Raw genomic sequence first — 22,552 nt, 5'->3', positions numbered from 1 at the left:
ATAGTAAAATTTTAAGATATATTTAACTGGCCCAGCTGTCCCGGTCCAGGCTCCGGTAATGTATCGCCTCTGCCAGATGCTCGAGCGCTATCTCTTCCTTTCCGGCCAGGTCTGCAATTGTCCTCGCGACTTTTAGGATTCTATCATATGCCCTGGCCGATAAGCCGAGCTTCTCCATTGCTTTTTTAATCAGCACCTGCCCCGCATCATTGATCTTGCAAACTGTCCGTACCATATTAGGACTCATCTGTGCATTGTAATGTAAATTTGAATTGGCAGAAAACCGGGTATCCTGGATATTACGTGCTTTAATAACTCTTTCTCTGATACTTTCACTGCGCTCGGCTTCAATGGTGGAGGTCAACTCCGTAAAATCAACAGGGGTAACTTCTACATGCAGGTCTATGCGGTCCAGCAATGGGCCTGAAATTTTACTTAGGTATTTCTGAACGATACCCGGACCGCATAAACATTCCCTGGATGGATGGTTGTAAAAGCCACATGGACATGGGTTCATAGAAGCAATCAGCATAAAGCTGGCCGGATAATCTACACTCATTCTGGAGCGGGAAATGGTTACGTGTCTATCCTCAAGAGGTTGTCGCATCACTTCCAGCACACTGCGCTTAAATTCTGGCAGTTCATCCAAAAAAAGCACCCCGTTATGTGCCAGAGAGATCTCTCCTGGCTGCGGATTGGCACCACCTCCAACCAAAGCCATATCTGAAATCGTATGGTGCGGACTGCGGTACGGCCGTTCTGTCATTAGGGAATCTGCCGCGCTGAGCTTACCTGCTACCGAATGGATCTTGGTAGTTTCCAATGCTTCGTGCAGGTTCAATGGGGGTAAAATAGTAGGCAGCCTTTTGGCCAGCATGGTCTTTCCCGCCCCCGGCGGCCCGATAAGGATGAGGTTATGTCCTCCCGCAGCTGCGATCTCCAGTGCCCGTTTGATATTTTCCTGCCCCTTTACATCAGCAAAATCATGCGGATAGGTGTTTACTCTATCAAAAAACTCATCCCGCGTATTGACTGCAACCGGCTTGAAAATCTCTGAGCCGTTGAAAAAGGAAATCACCTCCGTCAGGTTCTTCATTCCATACACCAAAAGATCACTTACGATAGCCGCTTCCCGGGAATTGCCGGCAGGCAAAATAAAGCCTTTGAAACCTGCTGTTTTTGCCTGAATGGAAATAGGCAAGGCCCCCTTGATGGATTGCAGACTGCCATCCAAAGAAAGTTCACCCATGATAAAATAGTTGACGATATCCGGATTTTCCAGTTGCCCGGAAGCAGCCAGTATTCCTACGGCAATGGGCAGGTCATAGGCTGAGCCCTCCTTGCGGATATCTGCCGGGGCCAGATTGATCACGATCTTTTGTCTTGGCATTTTTAGCCCGCAGGCCTGAATAGCACTTTCTACCCGCCTCAGACTCTCTTTTATGGCATTATCTGGAAGGCCTACGATATGGTATTTGTTGCCTCCGCCAATACTTACCTCGATCGTTATCGTCAATGCGTTTACCCCAAACACCGCACTGCCATAAGTTTTTACAAGCATAATTTAGCTACAGAATTGTGTAGGCTAAAGTATACTGAATTAAGGCTGGGACACAAAAAAAAGGGGAAGTTTATTTTACATTCTTCCCTGAGGCATCTTGGGCATGTTTTTCATCATCTTCGCTGCCGCAGCAGGGTTAGAGAATTGCTTCATGACTTTACGCATGTCTTCAAATTGTTTGATCAGCTTCGTAACCTCTTCGATGGAAGTACCCGAGCCTTTAGCAATACGTACCCGCCTGCTTTGAACAATGCTGTCAGGATTTTCTTTTTCAAAAGGAGTCATTGACTGGATCACTGCCTCCACGCTTTTAAAGGCATCGTCTTCGATATCCACATTCTTCATCATTTTACCTACACCAGGTATCATGCCCATCAGGTCTTTCATGTTACCCATTTTCTTGATCTGCTGTATCTGATTGTAGAAATCGTTAAAGTCGAATTTATTCTTGCGTATTTTCTTTTGAAGTTCAGCGGCTTCTTTCTCGTCAAACTGCTGTTGCGCACGCTCTACAAGGGATACCACATCACCCATACCCAAAATACGGGAAGCCATCCTTTCCGGATAGAACACATCCAGGGCTTCCATCTTCTCGCCGGTACCGATAAATTTGATCGGCTTGTTAACTACTGACTTAATAGATAAGGCAGCACCACCACGGGTATCTCCGTCCAGTTTAGTAAGCACAACACCGGTAAAATCAAGTCTGTCGTTAAATACCTTGGCCGTATTCACTGCATCCTGTCCAGTCATAGCATCCACGACGAATAGAATTTCGTGAGGCTGGGTCTTGGCCTTAACTTCAGATATCTCATTCATCAGGCTTTCGTCGATTGACAAACGGCCTGCGGTATCTATGATGATTACGTTATTGTTGTTCTTTTTACCTTCTGCAATACCTTCCAATGCAATCGCAACCGGATCTTTAGAATCTTTGTTAGCATACACCGGCACCCCAACCTGCTCACCAAGTATCTGCAACTGATCTACCGCAGCAGGACGGTAAACGTCACCGGCTACCAGCAAAGGTTTTTTACCTTTACTTTTAAGGTAATTGGCCAGCTTGCCTGAAAAGGTTGTTTTACCCGCACCGTTTAATCCGGCGATCAATATAATGGTGGGATTGCTCTTAAGATCCAGCTCGGTCACCGCTCCACCCATCAGGGCGGTCAGTTCGTCGTTCATCACCTTGGTCAGTAACTGACCTGGCGAGACTGCAGTAAGTACATTCAGGCCAAGCGCCTTTTCTTTTACTTCATCGGTGAAGCTTTTGGCAGTTTTATAATTTACGTCGGCATCTAATAAAGCCTTACGGATCTCTTTCATGGTCTCTGCCACGTTGATCTCTGTAATACTTCCCTGTCCTTTTAGAACCTTAAATGCGCGGTCGAGTTTATCCTGTAAATTTTCAAACATTTCTGTAATGCTTTTGGTAAATTATTGTAAGCCCCAAAGTTATTAATTTTGTGGCAAACAGTAGCGTAATATTTATGCGTAATAAAATTTCGCTGGTTTAGCGCGGAAGTGAAAAAGCAATCCCCATAGAAAGGTTCTGGCTGGCTTGCACCTCATTGTCTGAATCTTTATCGAAGATCCCAACTCCGTTGATCTGAACATTCATAAAACGGTTGACTTTAGCCTTTAAGGTAACATCCAAACGGTGATCTACATGAACCAAAGGCCTGTCGTAAGGTATGAACATATTGTACCTGGCATAAAGGAACAGATTCTTAGCGATCTGTTTTTCCCCAAAAGTACTGGTGATCTGGAAAGCGAGCTCATTCCTAAAGTTTTTGTCTTTTGGAACACCATAAAACTCAGTTTTTGTAACTTTATGGTTCCTTGCAGTATCGGCATCGATAAGGGCATCCATATCCGTAACGAAGGTCTGTTTTGCCGTACCGGTACCTAACCTGGTAGAGAAATAAGCAACTGGCTTATACTCGAAACCTATCGATTCTGTCAGATAAGCGGGAGAGAAAAACTTTGAGATAAGCTGATCCCGCTCTTTATTCTCACTATCCCTATAATAGGCATACCCACGGTCAAACTGAGTTTCCAAAGTCACCGACCCGAAGAAGAACCAGCTTTTTGACAATTGCAACCCGGCCTTATGATCCCAAAATAACCTGTCTTTCGTTTTCTTCGGTAACTGCTCTTTATTTTTTATTTTACCGTACTCCAGCCTTAAATCGCTGGTATAACTATAGCTTTCTTTAGCATAGGCAGCCCGGTAATTGATCATACCACCAATGGCCATGGAGTTTACTCCCCCTGCTTTCCAGTTCTTTGAAAAAGCACCCTGGTTCACATCAATACCAATTGCTGTGTTAGTTTTCCAGTAATTAACCTTTTCATTGATCGTTATAGGGGCAATCTGTACGGGCTTGAACACCAGTGACCCTGACCTGGTAGGCAAAGGACTACGTTTTAGCTTAATTTCCAGTCCCTTGGTATCAATAGGAATGGTGTCCACCTCCTGAGCAAAAAGGGATGCAGATGTAGTCAATAAAAGTAATAAGAGGCAGATATTAAAACTCTTCATTAGTACAAAGAAAAACAAAAATGTGACTTATTAAAAGTTTATTAACAAACAATTTCCAAAAACCCCAGGTTTTTAGAAGTTTTCTACAGTAATTTTAGGCAATGGCTGCAGCCTGAAAGCAGCAGGATTTCGCTTATAGCTGGCGTAGCTATTCTTTAAAAAAACAACAAAAGCATAGTCCGATGCAGCCAGAACAAAATCGTACGAAGGCCGGTATTGCTGCATAAAATCATCCAGTTCATAATCTGTCAGCCGCAGCACCTGCTTCACATAGTCCCGCTTGAACCGAAAGTCTATGATCGCTTCCCGGTAGTCACGTTCCAGTATTTTCTGCAAATGACGGGCATTTTTTCCCTCCCTGCTGAGCAGATTATAAATCGCATCAATGCCCAGGCCTACGCCGCCCATGCCCAGGTTCAGCAGATCTTTAGCCTTACCCTTATCCAGTGCATATTTATATTCTTTCATGGTTTTCTCATGCGTCTCTTTCGGAGAAAGCCGCCGCCCTTCAATGGAAACCTCTTTCAGGTTAATTCCCAGCGACTTTAACTGAAAATATAGGGAAGCTTGTCCTTTAAGGATTACCGTGTCCACCGCATATCCCTGCAAAACGGCAAACAAAGTATCACCCACCGAAGCCTTGATCTTAAATTCTCCTTTTGGGGTATTGTAAATCCCTTCATCATTTCCGGAATTGTAGATGTATACCTTTGCCAGGCGATGTTTGGAATCACTGTCTACCACAAAACCCTGCACGGTACCAGTTTGCGCAAAAGCCTTTATGGAAAAGCAAAACAGCAAGAAAAAAAAACAAACTACTTTCATTGGAGAAACAAAGCTACAAGATATACAACGCTTCAAGCATAAGTTAACATTATTTAACTAGAATCAGCTTCTGTCCAATTTTGATGCCAGCATCTGTCAGCTTGTTCAATAGCTTTATATCATCGATTGAAATACCAAAGCGGTTGGAGATATTGAACAGCGTATCGCCTTTCTTTACTACGTACGTATCAGGTACGGTTACAATGGCACCAGGAGCCACAGTGTAGACCTTTGCCGTACCTATCTTTAATGTATCAGGTGCCTTAATGATTTGCTTTGAAGGAGGAATTTCCACAGGGGTAAATTTCTTCTTTTCCTGCGGAATATTTGCATTGATTTCGGTGAACACCCTGTCTTCTCTTTTCAACTTCTCATTTTCGGTTTCAGACTCATCATATTGTTGAAGCTGATATTTATCAATGATGTTGATCAGCATATCAGGATATTTCGGATTGGTGGCGTAACCAGCCTGTTTCAGTCCCAACGCCCAGTTTTTGTAATCATTCTTATCCAGTTCAAATAGCGCGCTATAGCGTTTCCTTTTTAGGAATTCAGAGTGGTCCCGGTAAGATTCCCTTGCATCTTTATATACCCTGAAACAATCATCGGCTTTGTCATCGTCTTTATAATAGCCTTTCCCTTTCCAGTCTGAGGTACATTTGATCCCGAAATGATTGTTGGCAAACCTCGCAAGGCTGCTATTCCCACTTCCGGATTCTATGATGCCCTGTGCCAGCGTAATACTGGCAGGAATCCCGTATTTATTCATTTCCTCAACAGCCACAGACTTAAAGGCCTCTATATAGCTCAGGGTAGTGTGCGATTTAAAATCAGGATTGGCCTTGGTAGCAGTCTTCTCGATCTGTTTATTACTGCGGCTGTATTTTCTCGACTTACAGGCCGACAAAAAAAGTAGCGCCAGCGCCAGGGATAATATACCTTTGTTCATATATTTATTTTTTTCTGATAATGAAAAGACCATCTCTGACCGGCAGGATAAGTTTTTCTACACGGTGATCTGCGGCTATCTTATCGTTAAAATTAGTAATATTTTTTGTGTCTTTATCCTGTGATGCATGAAGTACCTTGCCGCTCCATAGTACGTTATCAACAATAATGAGCCCTCCGGGCCTTACCCTGTCAAATACCAGATCGTAATAGGTTCCGTTATTCTTTTTATCTGCATCAATAAATACGAGGTCAAAAATTTCCTCCAGTGCAGCAAGGGTTTGATTGGCATCGCCAATAATATACCGGATCTTATGGTTGTCTGCCGATTGGGCAAAATTAGCCCTCACCATATCCTCCAGCTCTTCATTGATGTCAAGGGTATAAATCAGTCCCTCAGGTTGAAGGCCTTCTGCCAGGCATAAGGTAGCATATCCTGTAAAAGTACCCACCTCTAAAATTCTTGCAGGGGAAAGCATTTTGCTCAGCATGCTCAATACCCTGCCCTGATAATGACCCGATAGCATACGGGGCATCAACACCTTCAGATTGGTTTCTCTGTCTATTCTTTGCAGCAGTTCGCTTTCGGGCTCACAGTATTTCATCAGTAATTGCTGCATGTCGTCATTGATCAGGCTCATACTTTGATGTAATTATAAACGTGGTTGCTCCATAAAATATTGCAGAATGATCGTAGCAGAAATGGTATCTACCCGTTCTTTGTTTTGACGGTCATGCTTTTTCAGTCCGCTTTGCATAATCGCCTGCTGCGCAAGTTTAGAGGTAAAGCGCTCGTCAATCCAATATTGCGGAATGTTGGGATAGATTTTTTTTAAACTCCTGGCAAAGCCCTTGACATGCTGGGCAGAATCAGACGGAGATCCGTCCATTTGCTTAGGGTCGCCAAAAACAAATGCCTCCACAGGCTCTCTAAGAAGGTATTTGTTCAGGTATTCCAGGATGTCTTTGGGGTGAATGGTGTCCAGTCCAGTTGCAATGATCTGCAAGGGATCTGTTACTGCAATCCCGATCCGCTTTGTCCCATAGTCAAATGAAAGTATTCTTGCCATAATACTTCAAAGATAACAAAATTGGGCTTACTCAAATTCTTCGTCTTCCTCTTCTTCCGGAACGTATGAAAGGATGGCCTGGCCTATGCTATTGATTTCCTGATCTGTTTCAAAGATCGGAGTAGCGGTTTCAGGGTCTAATTTTAACCATTGAAGGTCCGTGTCTTTTTGAATGGAGACGTATTCTTTTCCATTTTTAAAAATCACATAAGTATCGTTTCCTTCAGGAAAAACGGCATAATCAATGTTTCCTATTACAATATCGAAGGGTTGCTGCATAAATTACTTTGTCAGAATTTGTTCCGGTATGCAACAAAGATAATTAAAAATCGAATTTTAGCTTTACTCCGGTTCCCATCAACCTAAGGTTATCTTTAGTTACCTCTCTCATCGGCACTTTCATAAAGGGTTCTATAGAGATAGATTTGTCCTTAGCAACCTTTTGCTTATACCCGAATGAAAAGTTGTAAAACCCGATATAATTATTGCTTTCTTTTTCTGATTCAGGCGCATTTTCAGTTACCTTTTCGCTGACAATCAACGTCTTGAATTCATTACTTCCGGCAAAGGATGCTGACGACCGGTCTACCAGTCTTTCCTGGATATAATTATTGCTGCGTTGCTGGTCGATCACAGCAAAGGCCGAAACCCCAATGTTTGCATATATGCTTTTGCTTAAATTGTATTTAATGTCTATCGGAATATCAAACCCGGTAACTTTTTGCTCTATAGACTCCAGACTTTTACTTTCACCAGCGATTGCAGAATTGCTGCCAGGTGAGGCCATTTCTAACGGGTTACCAACGCTTCTCGATGCGGCCATCTCATTATAGGAGATGCCGGAGTTAAGAGAGACTTTATCAGACAAGGCATAGCCCATACTTACACCATAACCCATGTTTAGCTTTCCGGCATTGCCAAAAGAAGGTGAAACAACTACGCCTACGGCCCACTTGTTATTTTCCTTAACTGCCACCTTGGCTGTTTTTTCAGACGGGACAATTTTATTAGCCTCATCTTTTAAAAATTCCTCAAAAGAAGATTTTTTTGGTTCCTCCTGCGTCTTAGCCTCTTGCGCTATCCCCGTACTGGCAACTACTGTGGCAGCATTTAACTGGGAAGCCACTTGCTTAACCTCCTCCGGAACTTGAACCATTGCAACAAGGCCACTTTCCGGATTTTTCGCTATTTCTTCCGGTTGGCCTATAACTGGCAATTCTTTTTTTACTGACTGCTCAATTGTCAAATCTAATGGACTATAAGCGGGGGTAACTTCTTTACCCTCTGGCGCAATACTTGGTTTAAGCCCGGCAACATCCTGAGGATTTCCCTGCGACACATTTACCGGCACGTTAACCTGAGTGCTGTTAGTAAACCAGAACAAAGCCATTCCAATTAAAACAACTGCGGCAGCGCTGCTTAAACGGCCTATCCAGATTACCAGTCCAGGCCTGTTACTTTCCTTTTTACTGAAGTGTTCCCATGCACCTGGAGCATAAACCTCCTCATAAGTAGCCAGGCTATCTTTTATGTGGGCGATTACCTCGTCTTCAGATGGTTTCATATGATCAACTGGCCGCATATGAATTAGTTAAAGTTTTCGAATACAAGTTTCTTAATTTATTTTTTGCCCTGGTCAGATAAACCCTGCAGGAGCTTTCCGGTATATTTAGCATTTTAGAGATCTCATCGTGTGAGAACCCTTCAATTTCATACATATTAAACACTAAACGCTGCACTTCGGGCAACGCATTGAGGAGTTTTAAAATATCCTGAACATTTAAATGAGTAATGGCGTTCACTGATGTTATTGGTTGTTGTTGTTCGGTAATATCATCTACGTAAAGGTGGGTTTTCTTAGTCCGTAAAAAATCAATAGCAGTACGCGATGAAATCCTGGCCATCCAGCCCTTAAAGGCTTTTTGTGCTTCAGCCTCGTTTTTGGGAAAACTAAACTGTCCAATATTCTTAAAAATCTTAATAAAACTATCGTTTACCAATTCTTCGGCATCATTTCTTTCATTTACATACCTCAAAATTACGCCAATTAAATAGCCATAGTATGATTTATAAACCATCTCTTTACTCTTGTTGTCGTTTCTTAAACACCCTCTTATAACTTCCTCAAATTTGAGCATTCTGTCTTACTGAAATTAAGGATTTTCGTGTCAGCCATATAATGTAATTGATAAAGGCTGTTCTGACGAAACACCAGAACAACCTCTAATTCAACATTTTGTATTAATGAGTATAAATATCGCCCCTAAATTTCAGACTATCAATAGTAGCATCTTTAAGGCCTTTGGCATAAATCGTATAGGTTTTACCCTTTTCGATTTTTACGTTTGGCAAAGTAGCTTTAACAGTAGTGTTTTCCTTGATATTGAAAGTTACACTCTCTCCCGGATCAACAGCACTAAAAGCAGTATATTCATAGAATGCTTTATTGGTAAAAAGATCTGTATCTTTTCCTTGAATTCCCAAATTTAAAGCAGGTGCATCTTTACTCAGGTTGATAAAACGAACTTTAGCTTTGTCCGTTGCAGGAGCTGAAAGATCATCTTCAATTAAAAGGAACTTCTTGGTGTTGGTAGACAAAGTGTCCAATACAAAAAATGAATATCCTTTACCCTGCACAAGAGGAAAAGACTGTGAAGCTAAAAATTTGTTCGCTTTTCTTTTGGCAATTCCAATAGTTCTGGTACCAGGATACAGGTTTAAGTAGGCTGATTTAACATTATACTTAAACGGATTGGTATTGATGATTGTCTGATCGATTACAAAGTCCAAAGACAGGGTATCTGCAAAAGCATTGATTACTTTAAGACCAGATATTTGCTGAGGCTGAGGATCGTCTTTTTTACATGCAACCAATGCCATTGACAATGCAAGTACGGCAATGAAGGTTTTCGTTATAGATTTGAAATTGTTTGTTATTTTCATGATGAGATTTTAAATTTTTTAATAAAACAATAGGTTAACGGCCATTAACTCTTTTGTATTAAAACGCATGAAGGCAGATAAACGCTACAATAGATTTCAAATAATATCTAAACAAAACCCCCGCTATGCAAAATATATAGCGGGGGCTCCTATTTTTAAACAATGAAAAACTTAGATCAGCTCTACACTTCTGCTTACAAAAGCCGTAAGCTCTGCTCCGGTCAGCATCCCCTGAGCAAGTAGCGCAAGGTCTACTGCCTGTCTGGCAAGTTTAGCCTGTGTATCTTCATCGCCGGCCGAAAGAATCTTAGCCACCAATTTGTGGTTGCCGTTGATGGCCACCTTGTAGCTGTCTGGCATATTGCCATAAAAGCCCATTCCTCCACCCATTTGCGCCATATCTTTCATCCTCCGCATAAACTCGTCCATGGTGATCGTAACCGGGAGTTCTTCAGGGTTCAGCCCTACAATTTCCACCGTATAGCCCGGCTTACTGATTGCTTTTTCGAAAACTTCTTTTACTTTTTTAGACTGATCTTCTGTCAGCACAGACTCCACCTGGTCATCTTTATCTATCAGCTTGCTCGCAACACTGGAATCCACGCGTTTTAACGCTGTTTTCTCCAGCTTCTGCTCCAGGTGCTGAACAAAATGATTGTCAATAGGCGAATTCATCAAAAGCACATCATATTCAAGTTTATTTGCTGACTGAATAAAGCTATCCTGTTTTGCCGGATCATTTGAATAGATGTACACAACCTGCCCGTTCTTGTCCAACTGAAAGTCCTTTACTTTATCATGATACTCTTCTAAAGTATAATGTTCATTTTTGGTATTGGTAAGCAGGGCAAAATCTTTTGCCTTATCATTAAACTTCTCTTCACTCACCATCCCGTATTTTACAAACAGGCCAATGTCAGTCCACTTTTCTTCATAAGCTTTACGGTCTTTATTGTATAGTTCCTGAAGTTTATCCGCTACTTTTTTCGTGATATAGCTGTTTATCTTTTTAACATTGCTGTCTGCCTGCAAAAAGCTTCTCGATACATTCAGTGGAATATCAGGAGAATCAATCACTCCATGCAGCAGCATTAAAAATTCAGGCACAATGTCTTTCACCTCATCGGTAATGAATACCTGGCGTGAAAACAGCCTGATCTTATTACGCTGCATCTCAAAATCGTTCTTCAGCTTAGGAAAGTACAATACCCCGGTCAAATTAAAAGGATAGTCTACATTCAGATGGATCCAGAACAACGGATCCTCAGAAAAAGGATACAACTGCTTATAAAAAGCCAGGTAATCTTCGTCTGACAAATCTGCAGGTGCTTTTGTCCAGATAGGATTAGTTGTATTGATGATATTGTCTGTCTCTACGCTCTTTGACTTAGGTTTTCCTTCTTCATCTTCGCCATCCGGCTCCTGTTCCGTCTTCGTGCCAAACTTAATAGGCACTGGCAGGAATTTGCCGTATTTATCCAGAATGCCTTCCAGCTTGAACGTTTCTAAGAATTCTTCCGACTCTGCATTGACGTGCAGGATGATATCTGTTCCTCTAGTCGTTCTGCTTCCTTCAGTGATCTCAAAAGTAGTACTTCCGTCACATACCCAACGCGCAGGTTCGGCACCTTCCTGGTAGGACAGGGTCTGGATCTCTACCAGGTCAGACACCATAAAGGCAGAATAAAAGCCCAGTCCAAACTTGCCTATGATTTCATTGGCATCTTTGGCATCTTTAAACTTCTCTACAAATTCGCTTGCCCCTGAGAATGCTACCTGGTTGATGTATTTCTTTATTTCTTCTGCAGTCATCCCAAGTCCGTTATCAGAAATGGTGATGGTCTTTTTCTCTTTATCCAGGGCCACTTCTACAAGAGGATTACCCAGTTCACCGCTATATTGGCCAAGGGCTGCAAGACGTTTGATTTTTTGTACCGCATCAACGGCATTGGATACAAGCTCTCTTAAAAAGATCTCGTTGTCTGAATACAGGAATTTCTTGATGATCGGGAAAATGTTCTCCGTGTGAATGGATATGGTTCCTTTTTCTTCTATGCTCATATGTTAACTCATTTTTAAGTACATAGCCACACTATCAATGCTTATTCCAAACTCATTTTGTTGTCAAATTGACAGCTATTTTAAAAGAAATATTTACCTTGACTTATAAATCACTAAAAATGAACCCTTCTAAACTCAAATCCATGCAGGTAATCCATACTGCATTTTGTACTGCGATAGCTGGCTTTGCTATTGTAGCCCTGATCATGCGCAAAGACCGTATACATTTTACCGTCTCTATAGATGCTAGTGATCCTTATTTTCCTTTGTTTCCCATCCTGGCTTTAATATCTTTAGCGGTAGGATTCTATATGTTCAACAAAAGCATCAGCTCCATAGATCATGTGAGCAGCGGCGGCGAGAAAATTACCGCTTATCAATCCGCGTTCATAGTCCGTTGTGCATTTATAGAAGCTCCCGCCTTATTAAATATAATTGCTTTTTTAATGTCAGGAAATGCGGTATATCTTGTCATAGCAACCATTATATTAATCGTATTTATCATGACCAGGCCAACTAAACAAAAGGTTATTGATGCGTTAAATCTCCAATTCCCCGATACTGAAAAATTATAATCGGATGATATTTTTCTGTGTACCTTTGCCGCTGAATGGAATATAATGTTCACACCTTGCCAAACGGCATTCGCTTACTTCATGTGCCTTCGGCATCCGCAATATCTCATGCATGTATCATCATCAACAGCGGGTCCAGAGATGAAAAAGAAGAAAAGCCAGGAATGGCCCACTTTATTGAGCACCTGATCTTTAAGCGCACGGAAAAAAGAAATACGAATCAGATTCTGAACAGGCTGGAAAGCGTTGGAGCAGATCTTAATGCTTATACTACAAAAGAATATACCTGTATTCATGCTTCTTTTCTGAATCCTTATCTCGACAGGACATTAGAGCTTTTTAATGACATTGTTTTTCATTCTACTTTTCCAGTGGATGAAATGGAAAAAGAAAAGAGTGTAATACTGGATGAAATTGCGTCTTATCTGGATCAACCAGAGGAAGCTATTTATGATGATTTTGAAGATTTAGTATGGGCCGGCCATTCATTGGGGCAGAATATCCTGGGGACAACAGAAAGTGTTTCTAAAATCACTCAAAAAGATATCTATCAGTTTATCAGCGAAAACTACCATACTGACAGAATTGTAGTGGCTGTATTAGGTAATTATTCTTTAAATAAATTCCTGAAAATTAGCACCAGATACTATGCCGAAATAAAGGAAAATTTACACACCTCCTCCCGAAAAGCACCGGAGAAATCACCTGTAGTCTCAAAAATACTCAATAAGCCTATCCAACAAGCTCATGCTGTACTGGGCACCCAGGCATATTCACTTCATCATCCTTACAAAACAGGATTACTGCTGCTCAACAACCATTTTGGAGGAACAGGAATGAGCTCTGTTCTCAATCTCCAAATCAGGGAGAAACATGGAATTGCCTATACCATTGAAACATCCTTTAGTCCGCTCACAGACACCGGCATTTTTACTTTATATTTTGGTACTGATAAAGAAAAAGTGGACAGGGCGCTTCAGCTTATTTTTAAAGAATTTAAAAAACTGAGAGAAAACCCCCTGACGGAAGTACAGCTTCAAAAGGCCAAAAACAAATTTATCGGACAAATTGCACTTGGCGAAGAAAACCGCATTGGGTTGGTAATTTCCATGGCAAAAAACCTGATGGACTATGACAGGATAGACAGTTTAGAAACCATTTTTAATAAAATACAAGCCGTTACTAAAGCCGAAATAGCAGATATTTCCAACGAAATATTAAACGAAGGCAATCTTAGTTCGCTTACTTTTTATCCTTTAGGGTAATATTTGTATTTTTGTACCATAACAATCATTAATAGATTTAGATGAAATTACCCATCGTTGCATACGGAGATCCGGTTTTGAAAAAAGTGTGCGCTCCAATTGAAGAGACATACCCGAACTTACACCTGTTGATCAGCAATATGTTTGAGACCATGTACAATGCCAGTGGTGTTGGACTTGCTGCTCCCCAGATTGGATTGCCCATCAGGCTTTTCATTGTTGATACAGGTGGTGATGATGAGAAAGACCGTTTTAAAAAGGTGTTTATCAATGCGGAGATCCTGGAAGAAACAGGAGAACCCTGGGCATTTAATGAGGGCTGCCTTAGTATTCCTGATATTCGCGAAGATGTGATGCGTAAACCAAATGTCCGAATTAAATACTATGATGAAAACTGGGAACTGCATGAAGAGGAGGTGACAGGAATGCCTGCCAGAGTGATACAGCATGAATACGACCACATACAAGGAACGCTATTTACTGATAAACTGGGCTTGTTGCGCAAAAGAATGCTTAAAAGTAAACTCGACGCAATTTCCAAAGGATATATCAAGGCTGACTATAAGATGCGTTTCCCGAATCAGAGCAGGCGACGCTAATTATCGCTGCTCCTACTCTTATCTCCTTTAAAGATAGACTGCATAAGCTTACCCCATGCAAAAGGGTTCAGTAACGGATTGGTCTGTACCATATTTTTATTTAAGGCCCTGTCATGGTTTAACCTATAATTGGTACTCTGAATTTCGCCCCCATCTCTTGGAAGTGTGAGTATCATCCCGCTAATGCTTTCTCTTGAAAGATTTTTTAAGGCGATTGCGTAATCGTCATCGGCAACCTTCATAGACATAAAATCCCTGGTAAAATCTTCTACTGTGGCCCATGGGTATACCCGCACCATCGGAAGGTTAATAATCTCCGACTTGAGTTTGATCATGGCGGTAAACTTTGTATCACTGATCTCTGCTGGTATAATATACAGTTGCTCTCTGTATCCTACTGCCGAATAGGAGACCGTATCACCAGTATAAGCCGTAAATGAAAAAAAACCTTTATAATTGGCGGCGTATCGCTGCCCTTTGTTCGTCAGGTTGGTAACAGTTACATAGGGCACAACAGTATTGCTGTCCACATCGGTAATGATTCCCGAAAATTGGATCAATTTCTTTTCCGGGTTAATTTGTTGTCCAAATGCCAGGGAAGTAAAAAGAAGCAATAATATACTGAGCGAATACTTCATATTACAAAAATAGCGCTATCTAAGGTAACGGCTTGTTAAATTGTGTTAAATCATTTATACCGGTTCTGCTAAATTAACGGCAACTACAGCAGTAATCTCGGGTACAGCCTTCATTATTGCCTGCTCAATTCCTGCTTTCATCGTCATAAAGCTCATTTTGCAGGAACCACAATTACCCAACAATTTTAATTTAACTACATTCTCCGGCGTAATCTCTTCTACGGCAACATCTCCACCATCGGCTATTAAATATGGTCTGATGGATTCTAATGCTTGCTCAACTTGTTCTGTTAAATTCATCGGTTAATATTTTTTAAAGTATAAAAATAGTAAAAATTTACTAAATAGCAGTTTGTGCGTTATTAATAGCAATTTGCTGGGCTACTTTTCTCGCTAGCGTAGCAAAGGAAACCGAAAGCAGGCTCTCCTTATTCAGCGCAATCGGTGTCCCATTATCACCTGCCTCTGTGATGCTCTGTACAATGGGTATCTCTCCTAAAAAAGGTACCTCAAATGATTCGGCGAGCAATTTACCTCCGTCTTTACCAAAAATATAGTATTTGTTCTCCGGTAGTTCGTCCGGTGTAAAATAAGCCATATTCTCAATCACGCCCAGCACCGGAATATTGATACCGGGCATCCGGAACATGGCCAGTCCTTTGCGCGTATCTGCCAGGGCCACTTGCTGTGGTGTGGTGACGATTACAGCCCCTGCTATAGGAAAACTTTGTGTTATGGTAATGTGGATATCTCCCGTACCCGGAGGAAGATCTACGATAAGGTAGTCCAGTTCACCCCAGTCCGCATCGTTAAATAATTGTTTAACAGCATTTGAAGCCATTGGGCCCCTCCAGGGCACAGGCTGGTCAGGATCTGCAAAAAAACCAAGTGAAAGCAGCTTTATCCCATATTTCTCTATTGGAAGGATCAGCGTTTTCCCTTCTTCTGTTTCTCTTGCGCCGGGCTTTGCACCAACTAGGTCAAACATGGTTGGAACAGATGGACCATAAATATCGGCATCTATTAAGCCTACTTTTGCTCCATCGGCCGATAAAGCGATGGCCAGGTTACTGGCTACCGTAGACTTACCTACCCCCCCTTTACCGGAAGAAACAAGCACAATGTTTCTGATCGCCTTCAACTGGGTAGTATCCATTGGTCTGGTTACCCTTGAGGTTACATTGATTGTCACTTCTGCCTGCTGGTCAACAAAGTGCTTAACGGCATTGTTGCACGCATTTTTAAGCATATCTTTCATTGGACAGGCGGGCGTGGTCAGCTCCAGGGTAAAGCTGACATTATTTCCATCTATTTTAAGATCCTTGATCATATTTAAAGTCACCAGGTCTTTTTTAAGATCCGGATCCTCTACATTCCTCAAAGCAGCAAGAACTTGTTCTGGATAAATTGTCATCGTTACAAATTTAGATAAAACTAACGCACATTAATTGAGATTAAGCTTTTTAAGTGTAATTTTAACACGAAATAAACATTTGAATTAAACGTTAGCTAAATTAGCTGTTATACGGTATGCATCTTCCAAAAATTAACATTCCTAAAAAATATCTAAAGATTGGCGCATGGGTTATAGGAACAATACTGTTACTTTTTACCATCCTTGCCACTATCGCATACAACAAGAGAGAGAGCTTACTAAAGAAAATGATCGCAAAGGTCATAGACAAGGCTGATAAAAGCTACGGACTGGAATTAAAGATTGGAGAGGCCGGGTTCAGCGGATTAAGCACGGTCAACATGAAAAATATTTCTGTTGTACCCAAAGACAGAGACACACTTTCTACCATTAATGACATCACCGTCGGGGTAAAATTGTTTCCCCTGATTTTTGGTGATGTTAAACTTTCCCAGGTAATTCTGAATACCGGAAGAATAAACATTGTTTTTAAAGACTCATTAAGCAATCTGGATTTTATACTCAAGCGTAAAAAGAAAGACAGCACTACCACCAAATCAAAGGTAGATCTGGGAGAACTCGCCCACAACCTCCTTAACCAGTTTCTATACAAGATTCCTGATAATATGGAGATCAAGGAGCTGATGCTGAAGATAAATGACAATGATACCGCCAAACTTAGCTTCCTGACAACTACCGCCACGATTGATGGAGGTGATTTAAATTCTACCATCCTGGTTAATGAAACAGCCGCTGTATGGCATTTAAACGGGCATGTAAACCCAGGAAAAAAGCAACTGGATGTAAAACTATTTGCTGAGGGTAAACAAGTTGAGCTTCCTTATCTGAACAATAAACTTCGTGCAAAATTTAGCTTTGATACAGTACGTACAGAAATGAAGAGTGCGGAGTACCAGGGTGACGACTTCATGATTGCCGGCTCATGGTCGGTTAGCAACCTGCTCATCAACCACCCCAAGATTGCATCAAATGACATCGTGGTACCGGAGGCTATGATAGACGCGAATATGCTGATCGGCTCCAATTACATTGCACTGGACAGCTCCTCAACTGTCTTGCTGAAAAATGCCTTTATACACCCCTATTTAAAATACACCCTTTCTCCCAATAAAATATATGAAGTAAAGCTGCATGCCCCCGAACAAAATGCACAGGATATGCTCAGCTCTTTTCCACAAGGATTATTTGAGTCACTTGAGGGCTTAAAGGTGAGCGGAAAGGTGACATATGACCTGTCCTTTCACCTGGATACATCTATTCCGGACAGTGTCAAATTCAACTCTGCCCTTACTCCAAATAACTTCAAGATTCTGAAATGGGGCAAAACCAACCTTCAGAAAATAAATAAGGATTTTATATACACACCTTATGAGCGCGGAAAACCTATGCGGGATATTGTCATTGGCCCTTCAAATCCCAATTTCACACCGCTGTCAGAAGTTTCCAGCAATTTCAAAAATGCCATATTAACCTCCGAAGACCCCTCCTTTTTTACACATAAGGGCTTTGTACAGGAGTCAATCCGAAAATCATTTGCGGTGAACTTCAAAGAAAGCAAGTTTGTAAGAGGCGGCAGTACCATCTCCATGCAGTTGGTGAAAAATGTTTTTTTAAGCCGGCAAAAGACCCTTGCCCGTAAAGCAGAAGAAATCCTGATTGTCTGGTTAATAGAAAACAACAACCTGATTACCAAAAACAGGATGCTGGAAGTTTATTTTAATATCATTGAAATGGGGCAGAACGTGTATGGTATTGGCGAAGCAACCAGGCACTACTTTGGGAAAAGCCCGGCAGAACTCAACATCGGTGAAGGGATATTTTTGGCGAATATCGTTCCCCGTCCTAAAATAGCACTCTATAAATTCAGAGGGGATGGTGGATTAAAGGATTACCTGTATCCATATTTTAAGTATATTGGAAATATCATGGCAAAAAGAGGCCTTACTTCACCCGATACCAGTGGATACGGCTTTTATAATGTGCATTTACGTGAAGGATTAAGACAGTACCTTTTACCTGATTCTACCACAATAGATACCAATGCATTTGACAATGACGACCCGCTGCCTGTAATAGAAACACAGGATGAATCGAAAACACTATTTGACCGCTTATTTGGAGGCCAGAAAAAAGACACCCTCGTCAAGCCTCAGCTGAAGATGGATACCCTGCCAAAAACCAGAAAAGAAATCAGGCAGCAACAGCGGGAAGAACGCAGAAAACAAAAGGAACAGGAAAAGAACCAGGAAAAGCAATAATCAAAGAAGAAAGAAACCAATTTATTTTGCAGACTTTCTTATAAACGAGCAATCATGAATAAAATTCAGATCGAAGACAGAGAATTTGAAATCCTGATCGAAAACGACAATATCTGCAAGCGGACCCGTTTAATCGGCATCCAGATCAATCTTGATTATGAGAACCGTTGTCCTCTTTTTATTGGTGTTTTAAACGGAAGTTTCATGTTTATGGGAGACCTTCTTAAAGAAATCACTGTCTCCTGCGAAGTTGCTTTCATACAGGTCTCTTCTTATTCAGGGGCTAAAAGCAGCGGCAAGGTTAAGGAAATTTTAGGCCTGCCGGATGACATTCACAACCGGGACATCATTATTGTTGAAGATATTGTTGATACAGGACTTACGCTAAGCCATATCCTAAAAGAGCTCTACAAACAGAAACCCGCTTCAGTCAAAGTTTGTTCATTACTCCTGAAACCCGCAGCACTAAAAGAGCCTCTTGAAGAATTGGAATATGTGGGGTTTGAGCTGGCCAATGACTTTGTAGTTGGGTACGGACTGGACTATAATGGCCTTGGAAGAAACCTGAATGATATCTACAGGACCAAAACAGTTGTTCCATCTGCCTCTTAATCCGATTATTTTTACCAATTTTGCAAAAAAATTAAGCAATGACCATACATAAAGAAGGATACACCACTATCGCACTATCAATACTCTTCATTTTTATCTTAAATGCAATCATAGATTATAATTTTGAAAATTTAGCGTGGTTAAGGTGGCTCACCTATATTGTTTCCCTGGCCCTTTTCCTTATAGTACTTCAGTTTTTCAGAAATCCCAAACGTTCATTTACCGCAGGAGAGCAGCTGATAATTTGCCCGGCTGACGGTAAAGTTGTGGTAATTGAGGAAACTGAAGAGGGAGAATACTTTAAAGACAGAAGACTCCAGGTATCTATTTTTATGTCGCCTGTAAATGTACATATCAACAGAAACCCCATATCAGGTATGGTTAAGTTTTTTAAATATCATCCCGGCAAATACCTTGCTGCATGGAACCCCAAGTCATCCACAGAAAATGAACGCACTACAGTGGTCGTAGAACACAAAAACGGCACACCTGTCCTGTTCAGGCAAATTGCCGGCGCGCTTGCCAGACGTATCGTTTGGTATGTTAAGGAAGGCGATTTAGTGGAGCAGGGCAAAGAGTTTGGATTTATAAAGTTTGGTTCAAGGGTCGACATCTTTTTACCCCTGGGCACAAAAGTGAATCTTCAACTGAACCAGGTAGTAAAAGGCGGAATTACAGTGCTGGCGGAACTTGCTTAATTGCAAAATCCGCTCCATTTTGATGAACAATTTCCATTATTTTAAAATTGACTTCTTCTTTTATCTCTGCAACGGGAACATCGCTTTCATTCGGAACAAGGTAGACCACCTGTATCCTTAATGAGGTTTCACCAAAGGCTTCCAGCCTTGCTGAACCATCCTGTATCTGCGTGTCGTCCTGAAGAAGCTTTGTAATTTCATTGATAATTTCTCTGGCTTTCGCTGAATCAGTCGCGTAACTCAGCCCAAACATGAAAATGATCCTTTGATAATTGCGCCTGGTTATATTTTCCAGTACCCCGTCTATCATCGACCTGTTTGGTATAATTATCGTTGTTTTATCAGGGCTTACAATGCGTGTACTCCTAAAGCCTACCTTTTCAATAGTACCCTCTATTCCATCGACTTTTACTACATCACCAACAGTAAATGGTTTATCTAAAAAAATTGTGAATGACCCTATCAGATTTTCAAGACTTTCCTTGGCTGCGAGCGCTACAGCAATACCTCCAATGCCCAGTCCCGTGATCAGGGTAAGCACGTTTATTTCAAAAACATAGCCAAGCAGGACAAAAAAACCTATAAAACAAATAATGGTCTTGGTTAATTCTTTAAGAAAAGGAACTAATTGGTCATCTGCCCTGTTTTCTGTTATGGATGCCTTATGCTTTAATACATGTGCGATAAAATCAATAATGCGAAGGATGATCCAGAATACCGACAGAATAATTAAAAAGAGAAATATTTTGTCAACAATGTGCCCCAGATTGACATCTATTGACACTTTTGTTTTGTCAACCAATCTGTTGTAGCTGAAAACACTGACATCAAGCGGATGTTTCAATTGGTTGACAGCCAAGTAATACGACCAGAGCGCAATAAAAAATGCAATTGGCTGCAACAACAGGGAGACAAATTTATCATCATTGATCTCTGCTGCAAATTTTCTGAACAGCCGGAACAACAATAAACTTAATAACCTTGATATAACCCGTTTAAAAATAATTCCAAGCAATATGATACCCAGGAAGAGCGCATATTCCTTAAATGTATTCCCCCAGAATACCTGTTCAAAAAAATTAATTTTCATGCTAAAAATGTTTTATGTCGCTTCAGCAAACTTAGATAAACTGATCAAACATCTATGTCAGTAATTGACAAAATCGGAAACAAAAAAACCTCCCCGATATAATCGGGAAGGTCAATATTCTTTCAAAAATTAATTAGACCCTTTTAGATTTTATACGGGCAGCTTTACCGGTCAATTCACGTAGATAGAATAATTTCGATCTGCGAACCTTACCGTGGCTGTTCACTTCAATTTTAGCGATGTTTGGCGAGTTGATTGGAAATATACGTTCTACACCAACACCATTAGACATTTTACGAACGGTAAACGTTTCATTCGCACCAACACTATTACGCTGTAATACTACACCCTGGTAAATTTGAATACGTTCTTTATTACCTTCGCGAATTTTATAGTGAACACTCACTGTATCTCCTGATTTGAATGCAGGAAACTCATTTTTTGCGATTACCTGCTCTTCAACAAATTTTACTAAATCCATGATTTTAAGCTATTAAACCGATTTTTTGTTGTTTAAAATCGGACTGCAATATTAGGAATTTTATTTTATAAAAAAAAGTGATTTTTATTTTTTTCCACATTCTTTATTATTTCCACAAAATCCGGTTGCCGTGCAGGAAATCTTAAACCCGGATTTGGACCTTGAAAACGCGTTACATATCCCCCTTGTATTCTTCCTGGTCATTTTGTCCCTTAATTTCTGCCAGCACCATTTCTTTCAAACTTTTACAATCTATTGTATAGTTAGCCAGCTCGCCTTCTTTCAATCCAAAGAAAACTTCCAGCTTCCTAACCATTCCATATGGAATATCCGCCTTGGCGTCTATTGCCATTTTTCTGTAGTTGTGAAACGTATTAAAGGCTATATCCAAAAGCTCAGGAATATACTTCAGCGCCCTTTTATACATCGTAAGGTTTAACTTACTCATTTCTTCTTCTATCTTATATTTCTTTTGTTTCTTCATCGGTTTTAATTGAATCTTCTTTACGCGGCTTATTTATCTTTCGGTCATACAGCTCCAGCTTTAATAATTCATTCAGAGGTCGCATCCTGATCTGCTTATTGAGCAGGTCACCATACTCCAAACCAAATAGCTGTTCCAACATGACCACAATCTCATGAGGAATATCCTGAGAGTCATTTAGCAGGATATTCCTGTAGTTGTGAAAAGTATTGAGTGATATTCCCAGCAATTTAGGGATGATTCTGACAGCGAGTCTGTGTTCGCCAATGGGTCTTTTTAATAAACATTCATTGATCTTGTACTTTCTCAATTCGTTGTCTTTAATTCTTCGTTTCTTCATACTCTTATAATTGATTAGTTTCAAATTTTATGTATTTTTATCAAATTAGTGTATAAAAACACATAAAATTTTAGTGCAATAATACTAATTTTTTTAAGTATCAACAACTTTACAACTAAATTTT

General features: G+C 40.8%; 25 protein-coding genes. 6 read left to right on the top strand and 19 right to left on the bottom strand.

The window, feature by feature from the left end; translation table 11 throughout:
• Window positions 1–22: 22 nt before the first annotated feature.
• From EZ437_RS03805 to htpG, 12 genes are all read right to left on the bottom strand, one after another.
• On the bottom strand, window positions 23–1,561 hold the full coding sequence (locus EZ437_RS03805; RefSeq protein WP_131593406.1) for a YifB family Mg chelatase-like AAA ATPase: 1,539 nt from the start codon (window positions 1,559–1,561) through the stop codon (window positions 23–25).
• Between the two features lie 75 nt (window positions 1,562–1,636).
• Entirely contained in the window at window positions 1,637–2,977 is a 1,341-nt protein-coding gene (ffh, locus tag EZ437_RS03800; RefSeq protein WP_131593404.1) for a signal recognition particle protein, read from the bottom strand.
• 97 nt (window positions 2,978–3,074) lie between these two features.
• A complete protein-coding gene (locus EZ437_RS03795) occupies window positions 3,075–4,106 on the bottom strand; it encodes a DUF3078 domain-containing protein (RefSeq protein ID WP_131593402.1) in 1,032 nt (343 codons plus the stop codon).
• A 72-nt stretch (window positions 4,107–4,178) separates the two neighbouring features.
• On the bottom strand, window positions 4,179–4,931 hold the full coding sequence (locus tag EZ437_RS03790) for a phosphoheptose isomerase family protein (protein WP_131593400.1): 753 nt from the start codon (window positions 4,929–4,931) through the stop codon (window positions 4,179–4,181).
• Window positions 4,932–4,980: 49 nt separating this feature from the next.
• Entirely contained in the window at window positions 4,981–5,880 is a 900-nt protein-coding gene (locus tag EZ437_RS03785) for a glucosaminidase domain-containing protein (RefSeq protein ID WP_131593398.1), read from the bottom strand.
• A 4-nt stretch (window positions 5,881–5,884) separates the two neighbouring features.
• Window positions 5,885–6,520, bottom strand: a complete 636-nt coding sequence (locus EZ437_RS03780) for an O-methyltransferase (protein ID WP_131593396.1) — start codon at window positions 6,518–6,520, stop codon at window positions 5,885–5,887.
• 12 nt (window positions 6,521–6,532) lie between these two features.
• Window positions 6,533–6,949, bottom strand: coding sequence for a Holliday junction resolvase RuvX (gene ruvX / locus EZ437_RS03775; protein WP_131593394.1), 417 nt, complete (start codon window positions 6,947–6,949; stop codon window positions 6,533–6,535).
• Between the two features lie 27 nt (window positions 6,950–6,976).
• Window positions 6,977–7,228, bottom strand: coding sequence for a hypothetical protein (locus tag EZ437_RS03770; protein ID WP_131593392.1), 252 nt, complete (start codon window positions 7,226–7,228; stop codon window positions 6,977–6,979).
• 43 nt (window positions 7,229–7,271) lie between these two features.
• Complete coding sequence (locus EZ437_RS03765; RefSeq protein ID WP_131593389.1) at window positions 7,272–8,513, bottom strand: hypothetical protein; 1,242 nt, start codon at window positions 8,511–8,513, stop codon at window positions 7,272–7,274.
• Between the two features lie 4 nt (window positions 8,514–8,517).
• Window positions 8,518–9,087: an RNA polymerase sigma factor gene (locus EZ437_RS03760; RefSeq protein ID WP_131593387.1), complete on the bottom strand. Its 570-nt coding sequence runs from the start codon at window positions 9,085–9,087 to the stop codon at window positions 8,518–8,520.
• A gap of 103 nt (window positions 9,088–9,190) precedes the next feature.
• Window positions 9,191–9,892 (bottom strand): DUF4397 domain-containing protein, encoded by a 702-nt coding sequence (locus EZ437_RS03755; RefSeq protein ID WP_131593385.1) that lies wholly within the window; start codon window positions 9,890–9,892, stop codon window positions 9,191–9,193.
• A gap of 171 nt (window positions 9,893–10,063) precedes the next feature.
• Complete coding sequence (htpG, locus tag EZ437_RS03750; RefSeq protein WP_205942635.1) at window positions 10,064–11,953, bottom strand: molecular chaperone HtpG; 1,890 nt, start codon at window positions 11,951–11,953, stop codon at window positions 10,064–10,066.
• Between the two features lie 119 nt (window positions 11,954–12,072).
• On the opposite strand from htpG, the gene EZ437_RS03745 reads away from it, so the two are divergent.
• From EZ437_RS03745 to def, 3 genes are read left to right on the top strand one after another with little or no spacing between them, the layout of a single operon-like run.
• The gene (locus tag EZ437_RS03745; protein ID WP_131593383.1) at window positions 12,073–12,528 is read left to right on the top strand and encodes a hypothetical protein; all 456 of its coding nucleotides are present in this window, start codon (window positions 12,073–12,075) and stop codon (window positions 12,526–12,528) included.
• Window positions 12,529–12,563: 35 nt separating this feature from the next.
• Entirely contained in the window at window positions 12,564–13,793 is a 1,230-nt protein-coding gene (locus EZ437_RS03740) for a M16 family metallopeptidase (RefSeq protein WP_131593381.1), read from the top strand.
• 41 nt (window positions 13,794–13,834) lie between these two features.
• The gene (gene def, locus EZ437_RS03735; protein ID WP_131593380.1) at window positions 13,835–14,392 is read left to right on the top strand and encodes a peptide deformylase; all 558 of its coding nucleotides are present in this window, start codon (window positions 13,835–13,837) and stop codon (window positions 14,390–14,392) included.
• Here def and EZ437_RS03730 read toward each other — a convergent pair.
• From EZ437_RS03730 to EZ437_RS03720, 3 genes are read right to left on the bottom strand one after another with little or no spacing between them, the layout of a single operon-like run.
• Window positions 14,389–15,030, bottom strand: a complete 642-nt coding sequence (locus tag EZ437_RS03730) for a hypothetical protein (RefSeq protein WP_131593379.1) — start codon at window positions 15,028–15,030, stop codon at window positions 14,389–14,391. The genes def and EZ437_RS03730 overlap by 4 nt on opposite strands.
• A gap of 54 nt (window positions 15,031–15,084) precedes the next feature.
• Entirely contained in the window at window positions 15,085–15,330 is a 246-nt protein-coding gene (locus tag EZ437_RS03725; RefSeq protein ID WP_131593378.1) for a NifU family protein, read from the bottom strand.
• A 40-nt stretch (window positions 15,331–15,370) separates the two neighbouring features.
• Window positions 15,371–16,444, bottom strand: a complete 1,074-nt coding sequence (locus EZ437_RS03720) for an Mrp/NBP35 family ATP-binding protein (protein WP_131593376.1) — start codon at window positions 16,442–16,444, stop codon at window positions 15,371–15,373.
• 116 nt (window positions 16,445–16,560) lie between these two features.
• Here EZ437_RS03720 and EZ437_RS03715 point away from each other — a divergent pair, with 116 nt between their 5' ends.
• Genes EZ437_RS03715 through EZ437_RS03705 form a run of 3 tightly spaced genes read left to right on the top strand, consistent with a single transcriptional unit; the run spans window position 16,561 to window position 20,033 of the window.
• Window positions 16,561–18,723 carry a transglycosylase domain-containing protein gene (locus EZ437_RS03715; protein WP_131593374.1) on the top strand — a complete coding sequence of 721 codons (2,163 nt, stop codon included), beginning with the start codon at window positions 16,561–16,563 and terminating at the stop codon, window positions 18,721–18,723.
• Between the two features lie 54 nt (window positions 18,724–18,777).
• Window positions 18,778–19,335 carry a hypoxanthine phosphoribosyltransferase gene (gene hpt / locus EZ437_RS03710; protein WP_131593372.1) on the top strand — a complete coding sequence of 186 codons (558 nt, stop codon included), beginning with the start codon at window positions 18,778–18,780 and terminating at the stop codon, window positions 19,333–19,335.
• Between the two features lie 38 nt (window positions 19,336–19,373).
• Entirely contained in the window at window positions 19,374–20,033 is a 660-nt protein-coding gene (locus EZ437_RS03705; RefSeq protein ID WP_131593370.1) for a phosphatidylserine decarboxylase family protein, read from the top strand.
• Here the strand turns inward: EZ437_RS03705 and EZ437_RS03700 are convergent.
• The 4 genes from EZ437_RS03700 to EZ437_RS03685 all read right to left on the bottom strand — a co-directional run bounded on the left by EZ437_RS03700 (window position 20,008) and on the right by EZ437_RS03685 (window position 22,428).
• Window positions 20,008–21,123: a mechanosensitive ion channel family protein gene (locus EZ437_RS03700; protein ID WP_131593365.1), complete on the bottom strand. Its 1,116-nt coding sequence runs from the start codon at window positions 21,121–21,123 to the stop codon at window positions 20,008–20,010. The two genes, EZ437_RS03705 and EZ437_RS03700, sit on opposite strands and share 26 nt — an antisense overlap.
• A gap of 133 nt (window positions 21,124–21,256) precedes the next feature.
• Window positions 21,257–21,604 carry a 50S ribosomal protein L19 gene (gene rplS, locus EZ437_RS03695; protein WP_131593363.1) on the bottom strand — a complete coding sequence of 116 codons (348 nt, stop codon included), beginning with the start codon at window positions 21,602–21,604 and terminating at the stop codon, window positions 21,257–21,259.
• A gap of 172 nt (window positions 21,605–21,776) precedes the next feature.
• Complete coding sequence (locus EZ437_RS03690) at window positions 21,777–22,088, bottom strand: hypothetical protein (protein WP_131593361.1); 312 nt, start codon at window positions 22,086–22,088, stop codon at window positions 21,777–21,779.
• Window positions 22,066–22,428, bottom strand: coding sequence for a hypothetical protein (locus EZ437_RS03685; RefSeq protein WP_205942634.1), 363 nt, complete (start codon window positions 22,426–22,428; stop codon window positions 22,066–22,068). The genes EZ437_RS03690 and EZ437_RS03685 overlap by 23 nt, the downstream gene beginning before the upstream one ends.
• Between the last annotated feature and the right edge of the window lie 124 nt (window positions 22,429–22,552).

The sequence above is a fragment of the Pedobacter psychroterrae genome (assembly GCF_004331695.1).
Taxonomy (GTDB): Bacteria; Bacteroidota; Bacteroidia; order Sphingobacteriales; family Sphingobacteriaceae; genus Pedobacter; species Pedobacter psychroterrae.
Note: the sequence above shows the minus strand (reverse complement) of the source record. Positions and strands in the feature narration are given on the sequence as shown.

Coding starts and splice junctions, on each gene's coding strand:
- EZ437_RS03805 (WP_131593406.1), bottom strand. CDS start 1,561: ATGCTTGTAAAAACTTATGGCAGTGCGGTGTTTGGGGTAAACGCATTG.
- ffh (WP_131593404.1), bottom strand. CDS start 2,977: ATGTTTGAAAATTTACAGGATAAACTCGACCGCGCATTTAAGGTTCTA.
- EZ437_RS03795 (WP_131593402.1), bottom strand. CDS start 4,106: ATGAAGAGTTTTAATATCTGCCTCTTATTACTTTTATTGACTACATCT.
- EZ437_RS03790 (WP_131593400.1), bottom strand. CDS start 4,931: ATGAAAGTAGTTTGTTTTTTTTTCTTGCTGTTTTGCTTTTCCATAAAG.
- EZ437_RS03785 (WP_131593398.1), bottom strand. CDS start 5,880: ATGAACAAAGGTATATTATCCCTGGCGCTGGCGCTACTTTTTTTGTCG.
- EZ437_RS03780 (WP_131593396.1), bottom strand. CDS start 6,520: ATGAGCCTGATCAATGACGACATGCAGCAATTACTGATGAAATACTGT.
- ruvX (WP_131593394.1), bottom strand. CDS start 6,949: ATGGCAAGAATACTTTCATTTGACTATGGGACAAAGCGGATCGGGATT.
- EZ437_RS03770 (WP_131593392.1), bottom strand. CDS start 7,228: ATGCAGCAACCCTTCGATATTGTAATAGGAAACATTGATTATGCCGTT.
- EZ437_RS03765 (WP_131593389.1), bottom strand. CDS start 8,513: ATGAAACCATCTGAAGACGAGGTAATCGCCCACATAAAAGATAGCCTG.
- EZ437_RS03760 (WP_131593387.1), bottom strand. CDS start 9,087: ATGCTCAAATTTGAGGAAGTTATAAGAGGGTGTTTAAGAAACGACAAC.
- EZ437_RS03755 (WP_131593385.1), bottom strand. CDS start 9,892: ATGAAAATAACAAACAATTTCAAATCTATAACGAAAACCTTCATTGCC.
- htpG (WP_205942635.1), bottom strand. CDS start 11,953: ATGAGCATAGAAGAAAAAGGAACCATATCCATTCACACGGAGAACATT.
- EZ437_RS03745 (WP_131593383.1), top strand. CDS start 12,073: ATGAACCCTTCTAAACTCAAATCCATGCAGGTAATCCATACTGCATTT.
- EZ437_RS03740 (WP_131593381.1), top strand. CDS start 12,564: ATGGAATATAATGTTCACACCTTGCCAAACGGCATTCGCTTACTTCAT.
- def (WP_131593380.1), top strand. CDS start 13,835: ATGAAATTACCCATCGTTGCATACGGAGATCCGGTTTTGAAAAAAGTG.
- EZ437_RS03730 (WP_131593379.1), bottom strand. CDS start 15,030: ATGAAGTATTCGCTCAGTATATTATTGCTTCTTTTTACTTCCCTGGCA.
- EZ437_RS03725 (WP_131593378.1), bottom strand. CDS start 15,330: ATGAATTTAACAGAACAAGTTGAGCAAGCATTAGAATCCATCAGACCA.
- EZ437_RS03720 (WP_131593376.1), bottom strand. CDS start 16,444: ATGACAATTTATCCAGAACAAGTTCTTGCTGCTTTGAGGAATGTAGAG.
- EZ437_RS03715 (WP_131593374.1), top strand. CDS start 16,561: ATGCATCTTCCAAAAATTAACATTCCTAAAAAATATCTAAAGATTGGC.
- hpt (WP_131593372.1), top strand. CDS start 18,778: ATGAATAAAATTCAGATCGAAGACAGAGAATTTGAAATCCTGATCGAA.
- EZ437_RS03705 (WP_131593370.1), top strand. CDS start 19,374: ATGACCATACATAAAGAAGGATACACCACTATCGCACTATCAATACTC.
- EZ437_RS03700 (WP_131593365.1), bottom strand. CDS start 21,123: ATGAAAATTAATTTTTTTGAACAGGTATTCTGGGGGAATACATTTAAG.
- rplS (WP_131593363.1), bottom strand. CDS start 21,604: ATGGATTTAGTAAAATTTGTTGAAGAGCAGGTAATCGCAAAAAATGAG.
- EZ437_RS03690 (WP_131593361.1), bottom strand. CDS start 22,088: ATGAAGAAACAAAAGAAATATAAGATAGAAGAAGAAATGAGTAAGTTA.
- EZ437_RS03685 (WP_205942634.1), bottom strand. CDS start 22,428: ATGAAGAAACGAAGAATTAAAGACAACGAATTGAGAAAGTACAAGATC.